The sequence below is a fragment of the Bradyrhizobium sp. RP6 genome (genome assembly GCF_003837805.1).
Taxonomy (GTDB): Bacteria; Pseudomonadota; Alphaproteobacteria; order Rhizobiales; family Xanthobacteraceae; genus Bradyrhizobium.
The window spans coordinates 39201-53532 of the sequence record NZ_RQIT01000005.1 but is presented as its reverse complement, the minus strand read 5'-3'; the positions used below and the strand labels follow the sequence as shown (position 1 = coordinate 53532).

The following is a 14332-nucleotide window of genomic DNA, read 5'->3' as shown; positions in this document are numbered from 1 at the left end:
TCCAAGCCGGGGCTTCGGTTGAGAGAACGCCACCAGAAGACTGGTGCAACCGAAGGGCTGGCGAGCAGGGCGCCACGGAGAGCCGCGTGGGTGTAGCCAAAGCTTGCGGCAGATCAAATTTCCTTGCCCGACCTCTACTAGCATTTGTCACTCGTGCGGCGATGCCCAGAACGGGCACAAGTGGAATGAGCGGCATCATGCTTTTCAAGACACTCACATTGCATTCGCTGATCTACCTCGCGGGCATGACGACCTCGATGGCCGTCCACCAGACGATTTCGTTGCCCGGCGTGTCGGCAGGAGGTCCGCCCTTCGTCGGACAAACCGCAAATCGCTCAGCGAAGGGCGACAGGTTGCCGGTAGTCCAATCGAAGCGGAAGGTGCCCGATAAGGAGCCGGCCCGCGTACAGCCGCGAGACCTGTTCAAGTCGGGCAAAGCGGCTTGCAAGCCTCCAATCGACGTGCCTGGTCGATGCTTTGCGGCGGCTGCGCCGATCCAGAGATCGGTCTAGCCTTTGCAGCGCGACCGAAGCGGTCGCCGCTGCTCTGCATCAGGGCAAGATCTCGATCGACGTATTCTGAGGTCCCTGAGTCTGGATCAATTCGAACAGCGATTGCGCGTGATCCGGTGCCAGCCGAATGCACCCGTGCGACACCGGACGCCCGAGGTTGCGGATCTCATATGTGCCGTGGATTGCGTAGCCACGATGGAAGAAGACCGAGTAGGGCATCGGCGTGAAGTCGTAGAGCCTCGAGTAATGCATGCGCTGGAGAGAATATGGCCGGTATGTGCCGGTGGGCGTGCGGTATCCACGCCGGGCCGTCGAAATTGGCCAACTCGCAAAGCCGGTTCCGTCGACGCTGACCAGCATGGTCTGGGTGGAAAGTTGAACTCGCACCGTGACGGCTGCGTGAGCGCTTTGATTGGCGAGGCCGATGAGCAGCACTGCGGTCAAAATCAGGATCGAAGGCAACCGTGAAGTCATTTCGTTTCTTCTAAGGCCTTCGCTGATGCAACAGGACGGCTGGGAGTTGATGCGGTCAGGCTGGTCGTCTTTCAGCGTCGAGTACGGCGATGCCAAAGAGCCATTCACCAAGATTGCTGCAGACTAGGCGAGTTTGGGCGTGCATTGTTGATCCGACGCAAGTCGATGCCTTGCAGCTTGATATCGGTTTCTGGCAATCCGGCGCTACCGAGGTGCTTTCATACTGAATTCGCAAGCGCACGCGACCGAGCCCCGCATCCGGGCAAATACGGAGACCAAGTTGAATTTGCTGCAGATCAAGCTCGCCTGGCTGCGGTCTGCCTAGCATTCGTGCATTGTTAAGTTCCGTCGGAGACTTTTACGATGCTGCTCAGGACGAACACCTCCAGCAGCCGTCCGGTTGACGGCCATCTCGCAGCACTCGCCGGCGAGAATGTGTTCTGCAGTGAATTTCGGTATCGCAGAGGGACTGAAGTCTTCGGCGAAGGCGAGGAGACGGAATACGTCTACCAGATCATCTCCGGTGCAGTGCGCACCTACAAGCTGCTCTCGGACGGTCGTCGTCAGATCAACTCGTTTCATCTGCCTGGCGACATGTTCGGGCTCGAGAACGGCGTAACCCATCGTTTTACCGCTGAAGCGATAGTTGAAACGAGAGTTCGCATAACGAGGCGGCGAAGTCTTCTGGACGCGACGAGAGATCGTGAAGGCGGCGTCGCCAAGGTCATCGGCCTCGTTACGCAGAGTCTTCAGCACGCCGAGAATCACATGCTCCTGCTCGGGCGCAAAACTGCTCTCGAAAGGGTGGCTGCATTCCTCCTAGAAATGGACGAGCGTCTATCTCAGCCGTATGTAATGATTTTGCCCATGAGCCGTCGCGACATTGCCGACTATCTCGGTCTGACATTGGAGACGGTCTCGCGCGCGTTTTCCAGCCTCCGAGACGAAAAGATGCTGCAATTCGACGGACCAACACAACGGCGTATTGCGCTGACAGATCGAGGGCGTCTTGGGGACCTAAATGCATGATCCTGGTGCGAAAACCGTAAGCTCAGCAAGATCGTTGTTCAACCTGGCGAGAGACCTAAGCTCACTCGTCAATGTCCTGTTCGTACGTACGCGCCGGTGATCCCTTACGTACCGGTCCAAATTGCGCAAGTGGTAGCGACGTTGTGACCGACAGGAGTTTGTTGTCGACGACCTCGAGATCTAGCGTCTTCCCGCTCTCCATTTCCTTGATGAGCTTTGGGTTAGCGGCATGACCTGCAATGCAGGCATTGCTGAGGCACCAAGTGTACGGCACGCGGTAGGGCGCGCCCTGATCGACCCTGAGCTTGACGGGAGCTTGGAGATACATGCCCACGGGAACAAACAATTGCAGCCGCGCAGTCTTCTCGCCTTCGCGTTCGATCAAATCGACGCGGACGGCAGTCTGACCCGTCTCATAAGTCCCGGTGATCGACGTCCGGCAAAGTGCCTGAGCGCCGCCGGCCTTGAAGCAGAGCTTCTGCCATGCGCCATATTTGATCTCATCCGCCTTTCGCTGGCCGCGAGGAGCGATTTCGGCAATCGCCGGTATTGCCAAGGCTGCGAGTAAGGCGAGCGCGACGATAGCTCTCGTGGAGCGAGTATCCTTCAGGACGTTTCTGTGATGTACGTCTGCCATTTTCCTGCTCCGCATCCTTCGGTCGCACCTATTTCAGACCGTCGAGGAATTTCGTCACGATTGGCGACCAGATCGGGATCGCATCGGGTGACCCGATGAAGTAATGCCCCTCGTTGCCAAAGGGCGGGAGCAAATGATACTCGGCCCTGCCGCCGGCTGCCGTGAAGGCCTCGTGCATACGTTTCGATAGGGCGGGACCGAAGAATGTGTCGTTCTCGATATAGATCCAGAGCATCGGCACCCGCGAGGTGCGGCCGAATTCGCCGGTCGTTTCCACCAATTTGTCCGGTGCGCAATTGTTGTTCGGTTTGCCGTTGACATGGCCGCCGCGGCCGGCGGCAAAAGTGATGATTGCCTTCACTTGCGGCGGGTTGACGCTCGACAGCGCGATGGAGGCCCAGCCGCCGGCGGACTGTCCGACCACGACGACGTCTTTCGGCACGATAAGCTTCTCGGCGGCAAGGTAGTCTATGGTCCAGAGATCGACTTGTGCCACGGCGAGCCCGGCGCTGCGGAAATTGGGATTGGTGCACTTGCCGACCTTGGAAAAGAATGGGCCGTAGAGCCCGTGCTCGGGGATATCGATCGCGGAGGCTCCGTATCCGGTGCCGACCGGCGCCACGACGAGATAGCCGCGCCTAGCGAACCACTTTGCGGCGTCGCGGAATTCGACCAAGGGAAAGAAGCCGCGATCGGTCGGGTTGAGCGAGACGCCGTGGTTCATGATCACCAGGGGGAAGGGGCCTTCGCCCACGGGGCGCACCAGATAGGCAAACATCGGGAGCGGCAACGGCAGGGCCCAGATCTCTTCCTGAATGCGTCGCTGCGCTCGGTCATCGGCGTGGACCATCCCGATCCACAAGGCCGGCAGCAGCAGCACCGTTCGCAACAGCTGTTGGATCAAGGAATACGACCGCATCCCATCCTCCTCATCCGGAAAAAGTCGCCGCCACGATAATGGGGCCGAGCACCGTTAGGACGACGTTCCCCACCGCATAGGGTACGGCGACGCCGAGCACCGGCGTCTGGCTTTCAGCAACTTCGCAGGCGCCTGTTACGGCGGCGTCGACCGTCATGGCGCCTGCCAGCGCACCGCAGGTGACGACCGGATTCATGCGCAGCACGTGATAAGCGAACAACGTCGCCACCATGAGCGGCACCAACGTGACGACAAGACCCATACCGACCAGCAGCAAGCCATGTGCCTGGATCGCGATCCAGGCCGCATGGCCGTTGCCAAGGCCAATCGCGGCGATGAAGCCGCCGAGGCCGAGGTCGCTCAGCGTCTGCTGCGCGGCGGGCGGCATCGCGCCCATGGTCGGCCGGCGTGACCGCAACCAGCCGCAGACGAGGCCTGCGATCAAGGCGCCGCCTCCGCCGCCGAGCGTCAGCGCGATGCCTCCGACCTTGAAGCTGATCAGGCCGGCCAGCAGGCCGGCGGCAATGCCGGCAGCGAGAAAGGCGATGTCGGTGCGGTCGCCGGCACGCAGGATCTGTCCGACTTGCGCAGCAGCACGCTCGATGTTGCGGCTTGTGCCGACCAGGGTCATGACGTCGCCGACATAGATACGCGTGTCCGGACTGAGCGGCACCTCGCGCCCCATCCGCGTCAGGGTCCGCAGGAACACGCCGCGCGCATTGCTGCCGACGCGATCGGCAACGTCCTGGACCGAACGACCGTGGAGCTTGCGGTTGTCGACCAGCACGTCGACCACATTGCCCGGCATCGCCTTCAGGATCTCGTCGGCGTCGATCTCGGTGCCGATCACGGGCCGCGCGGCGACGATCACCGCCGTCCGACCAGCGATCACGATGTCGTCCCCGGCCTCGAGCACGGTGTCGAGATGCGGCTCAATATCGGCTCCCTGACGCACGATGCGCTCGATGACCGTCCGGCTGCCGATCTCGTCCTCGATCGCCTTGACGGTCCGCCCGGCGGCGGCGGAGACGCGATAGGCGCGGGCCTGGAATTTCCGATAATGCAGGTTTTCCGTCTTAGGCGGTTCGCCACCGGAAAGCTCGATCTCGAGCTTCTTGGCTTCCTCCTTGAGGTTTACACCCATCAGCTTGGGCGCGATGAACGGGACATAGATCAGGGTCAGGATGTAGCCGAGGACGTAAGTGACGGCGTAGCCGGCCGCGATGTTGGCCTCTTGTTGCTCCAGGAAGGCCTTTGGTAGCCCAAGCTGTGCCAGGGCTCCCGAGGCAGTGCCGATGACGGAGGATTGCGTCAGTGCACCCGCAGCGAGACCAGAAGCGGTGCCCGGATCGAGCCCCATTGTAAAGGCAAATGCCAGCACGACGATCAAGCCTGTACCTCCCAGCACGAGCGCCATGGCGACCTGCGCCAAAGTGCGGATGCTCAAGGAAGCGAAGAATTCCGGCCCTGATTTGTAGCCGATCGTGAACACGAACAGGCTGAACAGCATCACCCTCAGCACAGATGGGAACGTGAAGCTGCCGAGTTGCCCGATGAGCACGGCGACGATGAGCGTGCATGCCGTCGTACCGATCGAGAAGCCTCGGATTCTGACTCGGCCCAAGATCGTACCAATGGCGACGGCAATCAGCAGAAAGATTTCCGGAGCGGTGGAGATGATCCACCTGACGGTGTCCATGGTCGCTTTCCCCAGCGCATTGTTGGGATCGATTTGAATCCTCATGGCCGATCGGAGGCTTGATTCAAGTCAAGCCTTTTCCTTCCTCGCGCGGCCTCAATAGGTGCCTGTCAAATCAGCGACACACGGCGTCTCGGATATGAGCTCACAGGGCATTGCCGCCACTTCAGTGCTGCGCCGCGACGAGACGGTCGCCGTGGCACTGCTGTTGGCGTTTGCGGGGGGCTGTCTCGATGCCTATACCTGGATCATCCACGGCGTGTTGGCCAACGCTCAGACGGCAAATCTCGTCTTTCTCTGCGTCCACGGGGTCGTCGGTGACTGGGCGAGGGCGCTGCAATTCGTCCCGCCAATCATGGCGTTCGCGGTTGGCATTGTGATCGCCGTCTGGCTGCGCGGCGCTGCCGGAGAGAGAGCCAGTGCCATCAGCACGCTGATCGAGATCCTCTTTTTGATCGCCATCGGCGTACTGCACAACCGGATGCCTGAGATAGCCGGTACGCTGGGGATTTCACTCGTCGCCGCGATGCAGGCCGCGATCTTCACCAAGGTCGACGGTGCGACCTACAGCACGGTGATGATCACCGGTAACATGCGACAGGCGATCGAGGGCATCTTCGCTTTGGCTTCAGGCAGCGGCGGGGCGACGGGAACGTTGCGGCGATCCGGCATCTTTGCGGCGGTGTGCGGCACCTTCGGCATAGGCGCGGCACTCGGCGCGCTGATCACAAAGGCAACGCCGGACCTCGCGCTGGGGCTTCCCGTGGTCGCACTGCTCATCGTGCTGCTGCGGTGCGAAGTCGTGCGCTCGGAGGTGAGCTCATGAAGCTGCCGTCTGAACCGCGGATTGGCGGGACGCGTCTGTTTCCGCCCTTTAGCTGGCTCTCCGGATATCGAGTGGCATGGCTGCCCTCCGACACAGTGGCAGGCGTAACGCTGGCTGCGTACGCAATTCCGGTTTCGCTCGCCTATGCCGCCCTTGCGGGGTTGCCGCCGCAAATCGGCGTCTACGGCTATATTCTGGGCGGGATCGGTTATGCGCTGCTCGGATCCTCGCGCCAGCTGGCCATCGGACCGACTTCGGCCATCTCGCTGATGATTGCGGGCACAGTCGGATCGCTCGCCGCAGGTGATCCGGTTCGCTATGCGCAGATTGCAAGTCTGGTCGCCTGTGCAGTGGCTCTACTTTGTCTCATCGCCTGGCTGTTCAAGCTCTCTACTCTCGTGCGTCTCGTGAGCGACAGCATCCTGGTTGGCTTCAAAGCCGGCGCCGGGCTCACCATCATCATGAGCCAATTGCCGAGCCTGTTCGGCATCCTCGGCGGCGGCCGCAATTTCTTTGATCGGGGATTCCACATCGCTGGCCAGCTTGGGGATACCAATCTGCTGGTGTTGGCGGTCGGCGCTGTCGCGCTCGTGCTTCTCCTGCTCGGTGAACGGCTCCTGCCGGGCCGGCCAGTCGGCATCACCATCGTCGCACTGTCGATCGTGGTGGCCACGCTGCTTGGGCTGCCAGCCATGGGGGTGCCTGTGACCGGCAAGATCCCCGAGGGTCTGCCTACCCTAGCCGTGCCAACCTTCGGGCTGGTCGAGCCCGAGGAGCTGTTTCCCATCGCGGCGGGCTGCCTGTTGCTGGCTTATATCGAAGGCGTGTCCGCAGCACGCAGCTTCGCTGCCAAGTACGGATATGCACTCGACGTTCGGCAGGAATTTCTCGGCCTGGGTGCCGCCAACCTTGCCGCGGCATTCGGCCAGGGCTACCCGGTTGCAGGCGGGTTGTCGCAATCGGCGGTGAACGACAATGCCGGCGCGCGTACGCCACTTGCACTGGTAATCTGCTCGGTCACCTTGGCACTGTGTCTGTTGTTCTTCACAGGCTTGCTGACCAATCTTCCCAAGACGGTGCTGGCCGCGATCGTCTTTGCCGCCGTGTACAGATTGGTGGACATTCCGGCGCTATGGCGGATGTGGAAGGTCAGCCGGATCGATTTCTATGCGGCAGCCATCGCGCTGATTGCGGTGCTGCTGCTGGGAATCCTTCAAGGCGTGCTGCTCGCCGCGGTCGCGTCGGTCTTCCTGCTGCTGGCGCGGGCATCCCGACCGAATATCGCCTTTCTCGGCCGCTTGCCGGGGACCGGCCGCTATTCCGACAGCGCCAGACATGAGGGCGTGGAACCCCTCATCGGCGTGATCGCCTTCCGACCCGAGGCCTCGCTGCTCTACATCAATGCCGAGACCATCCTCGCGGCTGTGCTGAAGGCGCTGGCCAAATCGGTCGATATCAGGCTGGTCGTCTGCGATCTCTCGGCATCTCCCTATATCGATCTTGCTGGCGCGCGCATGCTGCACGATCTCTATGACGAACTCGCCTCCCGTCACGTCGCACTCTGCATTGTCGGCGCGCACGCACAGCTGCGTGATCTCTTGCGGGCGGAAGGGTTGGCCGAAAAGACCGACAGCACACAGTGGCTGCGGACGCTCGACAGCGTGCTGGGCGGCCGCGATGCGAAGGGCGGCTGACGGTTTTTGCGCTGCGAAATGCACGCGCGGCGCCAAGGCCTTCCAAGACCATTCAGACCGTTGACTTGGATCAATGGAGGGGAGGGCCGCGAGGTCACGATCCCGCATCACAATTGCCCTGGGATCGGGAGAGCGAGATGTCCAAGGATGCAAACTCCGCAGAGAAGCGTATCGATCGATTCTTTTCCGGGCCCGGAGCGCGGGCAGATGATTGGCGCGATCTCGTGGAAGCAGCGAAGGTCTGGGCGCGGGTGGGCAATCGCGTGGCCTACGATGCGGCGCTGGCCGAGCTCTCGGTCACCGAGGAATTCCATGGCTATCCCGGTCTGCACCTGATGGCAGCGCTGCGGGAGGCGGCAGCCGCGGGCGACGGGGCCACATCGTTCGCGCTTGCGACGAAGATCGCCCAGGCGCTGGCGACGCGGTCGTTCCGTCAGCATGCCGGCGACTGGAGCGCGAAGGATGAGGGCAATGGCGACGTGCCCGAGCTGGTGCCGCCGTCGTTTGGGGGGGCCACGACGCGCCGGCCCTATTTCGAAACCCTCATCGTGACCGGCGTGTCGTCCAGCCAGTGGCCGGCACTCGCCGCCGAATGGCGCAGGCTGCGTCGTCCGGTCGACGGCTTCATCTATGAGCCCGTCATCGTCGGCAGCCTCGAAGACGCGTTCTGCGCGACCATGCTCAACCCTGATATCGCCGCGGTCATCGTCAACGAGGGCTTTGGCCTGCGCTCGCGGCACGATGCGCCCGTCCTCCGCTCGATCATGGCCACGGCCGGTCTCAACGACGAAACCGACGCGTCGGCGCTCCGGCTCGCCCAGATCATCAAGCGGGTCAGGCCGGAGCTCGACCTCTACATGATCTCGAACCGCGACGTCGAGGAACTGGCCGGCAATCCCGACGCCGACGTCGTCCGCCGCATCTTCTATTCGGTCGAAGAGCTGCTGGAGCTGCATCTGTCGATCCTCGAAGGCATCCAGGATCGGTACGACACGCCGTTCTTCGACAATCTCAAGAAATATGCGCAGCGTCCGATCGGGACATTCCACGCGCTGCCGATTGCCCGCGGCAAGTCGATCTTCAAGTCGGATTGGATCCGCGACATGGGCGAGTTCTACGGCCCGAACCTGTTCCTGGCCGAAAGCAGCGCCACGACAGGGGGCCTCGACAGCATGCTGGAGCCGACCGGCAACATCAAGAAGGCGCAGGAGAAGGCCGCCCGCGCCCTCGGTGCCGACCGTGTCTTCTTCGTCACCAACGGCACGTCGACATCGAACAAGATGGCAGTGCAGGCACTGCTTGCGCCCGGCGATATCGCGATCGTCGATCGCAACTGCCACAAGTCGCACCACTACGGCATGGTGCTGGCGGGTGCTCAGCCGCTCTATGTCGAGGCGTTCCCGATGACGGAATACTCGATGTACGGCGCGGTGCCATTGAAGACCATCAAGCAGGCGCTGCTCAACGCCAAGGCCGATGGCCGGCTCGACCGCGTCAAGATGGTCGATCTCACCAACTGCACCTTCGATGGTCACATCTACAACACGCGCCGCGTGATGGAGGAATGTCTCGCCATCAAGCCGGACCTGATCTTCCTGTGGGACGAAGCCTGGTTCGGTTTCGCGCGATTCTCGCCATTCCTGCGTCGGCGCACCGCCATGGGCGCAGCCAACGAGATCGAAGCGTGGATGCACGATCCGAAGTCCGTCGCGGCCTATGAGAAGCAGCAGGCCGAGCTCGGCAGGAACCCCTCGGACGAGGTGCTGCTCAAGACTAGGCTCATCCCTGACCCGCGGCAGATTCGTCTCCGCGTCTACCAGACCAACTCGACTCACAAGTCGATGTCGGCAATCCGGCAAGGCTCCATGCTCTCGGTCAAGGATGTCGAATTCCACACGGTCGAGCAGCAGTTCAAGGAAGCAGTATTCACGCACGCCTCCACCAGCCCAAACCAGCAACTCATCGCCAGCCTCGATATCTCGCGGCGGCAGATGGAGCTGGAAGGCTACGGTCTCGTCGCCAATGCGATCGAGATCGCCTTCGCCATCCGCCATGCGGTCAACAACAATCCGCTAATTTCGAAATACTTCCGCGTGCTGGGCGCAGACGCGATGGTGCCGGCACAATATCGCCAGAGCGGCTTCACCGACTATCTCGCGGCCGGCGTGAACTGGGCGAATACGCTCAGGAGCCTCGATGAGGACGAGTTCTGCCTCGATCCGACCCGCATGACTCTCGTTTGCGGAACGGCCGGCTACGACGGCACGCAGTTCAAGGGTATCCTGGCGAGCGAGTACAACATCCAGGTCAACAAGACCTCGCGTAACTCGGTCCTGGTTCAGTCCAACATCAACAACACCCGCAGCGATGTCGCCCATCTCATTCGCGTGCTCGCCGAGATCGCGGGCGAGATCGATCGTGGGCTTGCTCAGGGCGGTGCCAATGCGAGGAAGACATTCGAGGCAAGGGTGACAAGCCTCATGAAGGATGTGCCCGATCTGCCGAATTTCTCGCATTTCCATCCGAGCTTCCGCGGCGATGCCGGAGCAAAGACCAACGAAGGCGACATCCGCACCGGTTTCTATGCCGCCTATGACGTTGCAGGTTGCGAGCACATCCGCCTCAACGATCCCGAGATCGACCGGCGGCTGAAAGCGGGACCTGAGCTCGTCTCGGCGAACTTCGTGATTCCCTATCCGCCCGGCTTCCCGATCATGGTGCCAGGCCAGGTCATCACCCAGGAGACCATCGACTTCATGCGCAAGCTCGATGTGAAGGAGATCCACGGCTACGACGCCAAAGAGGGCCTGAAGCTCGTGCGCACGGAAGCCTTGGCGAAGATCGGCAGGCCCAAGCCTGCGGCCGCGCCGAAGCTCAAGGCCGCATCTTAGAGGGGATCGGACATGCAGGGCTTTTTCACATTCCTTCAGCAGTACCCATATCTGCTGCTGTTCTTCGTCGTCGGCCTCGCCGTCTATATCGGCCGGGCCAGCATCAAGGGCTATGGTCTCGGCATGGTCGCCGGTGCGATCGTGGTGGGGGCGGGCCTGTCGGTGTGGGCTTCCACCTACGGCGTGAAGCTCGAGCTGAACAATTTCGCCAAGAGCCTGTTCTACTACCTCTTCATGTACGGTGTTGGCTTGCGCGTCGGCCCTTCCTTCTTCAACAGCCTGAAGGGCGACGGCCTCAAGTTCTGCCTACTCGCCGTCGTCTCGAGCGTGCTCGGCCTTGCGCTGGTGGTCATCGGTGCAAAGCTGTTCGCACTGCCAACCGGCGCGGCCGGCGGGATGCTGGCCGGATCGCAGACGATGTCGGCTGCCATCGGCTCGGCCGAGCAGGCCGTGACGTCCGGTGTCGTCAGGTTGCCTCCGGGCATGAAGCCCGAGGACGCATCCGGCATGATCGCATTGTCCTACGGCATCACCTATATCTGGGGCACCGTCGGCATCATCCTGATCTGCAAATATCTGCCGCGCTGGTGGGGTGTCGATGCCAAGGCCGCCGCCAAGCAGTATGAGCAGGAGTTCGGCGTCAAGGATCTCGAAGGCGGCGGTCTCACCGGCTATCGCCAGTTCGGGCTGCGCGCCTATCGGCTGGAAAATCCGGCGACCGCCGGCATCAGCATCGCCAAGTTCCGCGCCATGAACCCGGAATACCGCATCGTCAACGTGGGACGGAATGGCGAGCCGCAGGGTGCCGATCCTGATCTTGTGCTGCAAAAGGGCGATATCGTTGCTCTTGGCGGCTCGACCGAGCATCTCACCGATAAGATGGGACTGATCGGTCCGGAGGTCGCCGATGCCAAGACGCTCGGCATACCCATGGACCAGGCGGACATCCTCGTCACCAACAAGGACATGGTGGGACGCACCTTCGAATCCTTCCGCGAGACGGCTATAGCCGGCCAGTTGCAGGTGACCAAGGTCGAGCGTGGCGGCGTGCAGATCCCGGCGGGTCTCAAGACCAAGCTGGAGCGCATGGACATCGTCTCCGTGGTCGGCTTGAAGTCGGCGGTCAACGAACTCGGCGAAATGTGGGGCCGCATCGCGCGGGCCAACACCTCGACCGACCTGTTGACCCTGTCGATCGGCATGATCATCGGCTTCCTGATCGGCATGGTGGAGTTCCCGGCGTTCGGCGCCAAGATCGGCCTGGGTAATGCTGGCGGCCTGTTGCTGTCGGGCGTGATCGTCTCCTCAATCGTGTCGCGGCTGCGCTTCTTCGGCAACACGCCGAACGCGGCGCGCAACGTGCTGGAGGATCTCGGTCTGGTGGTCTTCGTCGCCATCGTCGGCGTGAATGCCGGCGCAGGTCTCCTGGCCCAGCTCACTGGTGCGGTCGCCTTGAAGATCTTCATCGTCGGCTTCATCGCCTGCACGATCCCGCCGTTCATCGTCTGGGCGATCGGATTCCACGTGTTCAAGATCAATCCCGCCGTGTTGATGGGTGGGGTGGCCGGCGCGCGTTCGCACTCCGGTCCTTGCCGCGAGGCTGCGGTCGAAATTCAGAGCTCCGTGCCCTGGATCGGGTTCCCGGTCGGCTATGCCGTCTCGGGCATCCTGCTCACCGTGTTCGGATACTTCGCAATGCTTCTGGCTCAATAGGGAGCCAAATTCAGGGGAAAGTCATGAAGAAACTATTTGCTGTTGCTGCTCTGGTCCTCGGTGTCGCCGGTTTCAGCGCGCCCTCGCGCGCCGAGACCGGCAGCGTTGTCGTGGTCTTCACCAAGGGTGGCTTCATTGTCGGAGTAGGAGGCGGTGAGGGCGTGCTGCGCCTGCGCGGCAAGAATTATCCGTTCACCGTATCCGGCATGAGCGTCGGTCTGACCGTGGGTGCTTCGACGACCAAATTCGTGGGTCGGGCGTTGAACTTGCGGGGCCCGTCATCAATCGAAGGCTCCTACGCTGTGGGCGGAGCCGGCGGCGCCGTTGCGGCCGGTGCGGGAGCGGTCCAGCTGCAAAACGCCAACGGGGTGATCCTGCAGCTCAGCGGACCCAAGGTCGGCGCCGAAGTGTCGGCAGCCGTCGGCGGGGTCACGATCCGGCTGAAATAGACCATAAGCGAAAATGAAATGGGCCGCGCAGCGCGGCCCATTTTCTTGTTGGATCGGAATCCTCGTTCAGTCAGTACCGCTCTTCCACGAACTTCATGCCACGCAGGCTCGCCTGGTCATTGTAGCGCCCTTTCTCGGAGCGCGGCGGCAGCTTGACCTTATCCTTCTTGATCCGCTTGTACGGGATCGAATCCAGCAGGTGCGCGATGCAGTTGAGCCGCGCCCGCCGCTTGTCGTCGGAGCGGACGATCACCCAAGGGGCATGGTTCGAGCTGGTCGCCTTGAACATAGTGTCCCGGGCCTTGGAATAATCGTACCAGCGCCGGTAGGACTCGGTGTCCATCGGGCTCAGCTTCCATTGCCGGAGGGGATCGTCGATCCTCGCCTTGAAGCGCCGCTCCTGCTCTTCCATCCCGACCTCGAGCCAGATCTTAACCAGGATGATGCCGCTCTCAATGAGATGTCCCTCCATATTCGGGCAGAGCTCAAGAAAGCGCTGGTGCTGGGCGGGTGAGCAGAAGCCCATGACGTATTCGACGCCGGCGCGATTGTACCAGCTCCGGTCGAAGATCACGACCTCGCCGCCCGCAGGGAAATGCTGCATGTAGCGCTGGATGTAGAGCTGCGACTTCTCACGGTCGGACGGCGCGGGAAGGGCGACCACGCGGAACACGCGCGGGCTGACCTTCTCGGTGATCGCCTTGATCGTCCCGCCCTTGCCCGCGGCATCGCGGCCTTCGAAGAACACGACGACGCGGAGCTTCTTCTCTTTAACCCAGTCCTGCAGATGACAGAGCTGGACCTGGAGCTTTTCCAGCTCCTTTTCATAGGTCTTGCGCTTCATCCGCGCCCCGGCTTCGTCCTTTGCCATTCTCTGCCTTTCGCTTTGTCGCATCGGATCCAGAGGGCGAGGATTCAGTCCCCCCAGGAAATCGTGATGCCGATATCGCCCGGCATGCCGCCGGGGAAATCGATGATCTGATAGCTGATGCGATAGCCGCGCGGCTTCAAATAGTCGGTCCAGAGCTGGAAGATCTCCTTCGGGATACCGGTCAGCGTCTTCTCCCAACCCGGTTCCTGCTGGTTGATGGCGCGACCCTTGTCGGTGCAGAGCGTATTGGGAAAGCGATAGACCTGCACCTCGGTCAGCCCGTTGCGCACCGCACGCTGGATGATGGTCGCGGCAAGCTGGATCTTCTCTTCCTCGGTCTTGCCCGACGGTTTGCTCAGTCGCTCGATCAAGGCGTGCTTTTCGGCCTCTGCCGCGGCGGCCAGTCGGGCATATTGCTCCGCCTTTTCGGCCTCCTTGAGGGCCGCTTCCTTGCGGATTTGCGTGGCATTCGGGATCAGACTGTCGAGATTGGCGGCCATTGCCGATGTCTCCTGCTGCTCGGTTTCAGTGCTCGAGCAAAGGCTAGGTCGGACCGGCTCCATTCTGTTGATTCAAATCAAGCAACGCAAACCTTGGCGTCGCCAGACTGTGACCAGG

The 14332-nt window shown here is 61.8% G+C and carries 13 protein-coding genes; 7 read left to right on the top strand and 6 right to left on the bottom strand.

Features of this window, described 5'->3' with window-relative positions; all coding sequences use genetic code 11:
• The first annotated feature begins 185 nt into the window (after positions 1-185).
• On the top strand, positions 186-512 hold the full coding sequence (locus EHH60_RS13020) for a hypothetical protein (protein WP_124159868.1): 327 nt from the start codon (positions 186-188) through the stop codon (positions 510-512).
• Positions 513-551: 39 nt separating this feature from the next.
• On the opposite strand, the gene EHH60_RS13015 is transcribed toward EHH60_RS13020, so the two are convergent.
• On the bottom strand, positions 552-986 hold the full coding sequence (locus tag EHH60_RS13015; RefSeq protein ID WP_124159867.1) for a L,D-transpeptidase: 435 nt from the start codon (positions 984-986) through the stop codon (positions 552-554).
• A gap of 363 nt (positions 987-1349) precedes the next feature.
• On the opposite strand from EHH60_RS13015, the gene EHH60_RS13010 reads away from it, so the two are divergent.
• Positions 1350-2015 carry a helix-turn-helix domain-containing protein gene (locus tag EHH60_RS13010; protein ID WP_124159866.1) on the top strand — a complete coding sequence of 222 codons (666 nt, stop codon included), beginning with the start codon at positions 1350-1352 and terminating at the stop codon, positions 2013-2015.
• Positions 2016-2076: 61 nt separating this feature from the next.
• On the opposite strand, the gene EHH60_RS13005 is transcribed toward EHH60_RS13010, so the two are convergent.
• Genes EHH60_RS13005 through EHH60_RS12995 form a run of 3 tightly spaced genes read right to left on the bottom strand, consistent with a single transcriptional unit; the run spans position 2077 to position 5270 of the window.
• Complete coding sequence (locus EHH60_RS13005) at positions 2077-2652, bottom strand: invasion associated locus B family protein (RefSeq protein WP_124159865.1); 576 nt, start codon at positions 2650-2652, stop codon at positions 2077-2079.
• A gap of 28 nt (positions 2653-2680) precedes the next feature.
• Entirely contained in the window at positions 2681-3571 is an 891-nt protein-coding gene (locus EHH60_RS13000; RefSeq protein WP_124159864.1) for an alpha/beta hydrolase family protein, read from the bottom strand.
• A 10-nt stretch (positions 3572-3581) separates the two neighbouring features.
• Positions 3582-5270, bottom strand: a complete 1689-nt coding sequence (locus EHH60_RS12995; protein ID WP_124160084.1) for an aspartate-alanine antiporter-like transporter — start codon at positions 5268-5270, stop codon at positions 3582-3584.
• A gap of 139 nt (positions 5271-5409) precedes the next feature.
• Between EHH60_RS12995 and EHH60_RS12990 the strand changes: the two genes are divergently transcribed.
• The 5 genes from EHH60_RS12990 to EHH60_RS12970 all read left to right on the top strand — a co-directional run bounded on the left by EHH60_RS12990 (position 5410) and on the right by EHH60_RS12970 (position 12843).
• Positions 5410-6096, top strand: coding sequence for a YoaK family protein (locus EHH60_RS12990; RefSeq protein ID WP_124159863.1), 687 nt, complete (start codon positions 5410-5412; stop codon positions 6094-6096).
• A complete protein-coding gene (locus EHH60_RS12985; protein WP_124159862.1) occupies positions 6093-7790 on the top strand; it encodes a SulP family inorganic anion transporter in 1698 nt (565 codons plus the stop codon). The genes EHH60_RS12990 and EHH60_RS12985 overlap by 4 nt, the downstream gene beginning before the upstream one ends.
• Before the next feature lie 137 nt (positions 7791-7927).
• Entirely contained in the window at positions 7928-10681 is a 2754-nt protein-coding gene (locus EHH60_RS12980; protein WP_124159861.1) for a decarboxylase, read from the top strand.
• A gap of 12 nt (positions 10682-10693) precedes the next feature.
• Positions 10694-12394 carry an aspartate:alanine exchanger family transporter gene (locus EHH60_RS12975; protein WP_124159860.1) on the top strand — a complete coding sequence of 567 codons (1701 nt, stop codon included), beginning with the start codon at positions 10694-10696 and terminating at the stop codon, positions 12392-12394.
• A 23-nt stretch (positions 12395-12417) separates the two neighbouring features.
• Entirely contained in the window at positions 12418-12843 is a 426-nt protein-coding gene (locus EHH60_RS12970; RefSeq protein ID WP_124159859.1) for a hypothetical protein, read from the top strand.
• A gap of 70 nt (positions 12844-12913) precedes the next feature.
• Here EHH60_RS12970 and ppk2 read toward each other — a convergent pair whose 3' ends face one another.
• Together ppk2 and EHH60_RS12960 are read right to left on the bottom strand one after the other, a co-directional pair.
• On the bottom strand, positions 12914-13714 hold the full coding sequence (ppk2, locus tag EHH60_RS12965) for a polyphosphate kinase 2 (RefSeq protein ID WP_124159858.1): 801 nt from the start codon (positions 13712-13714) through the stop codon (positions 12914-12916).
• 44 nt (positions 13715-13758) lie between these two features.
• A complete protein-coding gene (locus EHH60_RS12960; RefSeq protein ID WP_124159857.1) occupies positions 13759-14214 on the bottom strand; it encodes a hypothetical protein in 456 nt (151 codons plus the stop codon).
• Positions 14215-14332: the final 118 nt, after the last annotated feature.

Coding starts and splice junctions, on each gene's coding strand:
- EHH60_RS13020 (WP_124159868.1), top strand. CDS start 186: ATGAGCGGCATCATGCTTTTCAAGACACTCACATTGCATTCGCTGATC.
- EHH60_RS13015 (WP_124159867.1), bottom strand. CDS start 986: ATGACTTCACGGTTGCCTTCGATCCTGATTTTGACCGCAGTGCTGCTC.
- EHH60_RS13010 (WP_124159866.1), top strand. CDS start 1,350: ATGCTGCTCAGGACGAACACCTCCAGCAGCCGTCCGGTTGACGGCCAT.
- EHH60_RS13005 (WP_124159865.1), bottom strand. CDS start 2,652: ATGGCAGACGTACATCACAGAAACGTCCTGAAGGATACTCGCTCCACG.
- EHH60_RS13000 (WP_124159864.1), bottom strand. CDS start 3,571: ATGCGGTCGTATTCCTTGATCCAACAGCTGTTGCGAACGGTGCTGCTG.
- EHH60_RS12995 (WP_124160084.1), bottom strand. CDS start 5,270: ATGGACACCGTCAGGTGGATCATCTCCACCGCTCCGGAAATCTTTCTG.
- EHH60_RS12990 (WP_124159863.1), top strand. CDS start 5,410: ATGAGCTCACAGGGCATTGCCGCCACTTCAGTGCTGCGCCGCGACGAG.
- EHH60_RS12985 (WP_124159862.1), top strand. CDS start 6,093: ATGAAGCTGCCGTCTGAACCGCGGATTGGCGGGACGCGTCTGTTTCCG.
- EHH60_RS12980 (WP_124159861.1), top strand. CDS start 7,928: ATGTCCAAGGATGCAAACTCCGCAGAGAAGCGTATCGATCGATTCTTT.
- EHH60_RS12975 (WP_124159860.1), top strand. CDS start 10,694: ATGCAGGGCTTTTTCACATTCCTTCAGCAGTACCCATATCTGCTGCTG.
- EHH60_RS12970 (WP_124159859.1), top strand. CDS start 12,418: ATGAAGAAACTATTTGCTGTTGCTGCTCTGGTCCTCGGTGTCGCCGGT.
- ppk2 (WP_124159858.1), bottom strand. CDS start 13,714: ATGGCAAAGGACGAAGCCGGGGCGCGGATGAAGCGCAAGACCTATGAA.
- EHH60_RS12960 (WP_124159857.1), bottom strand. CDS start 14,214: ATGGCCGCCAATCTCGACAGTCTGATCCCGAATGCCACGCAAATCCGC.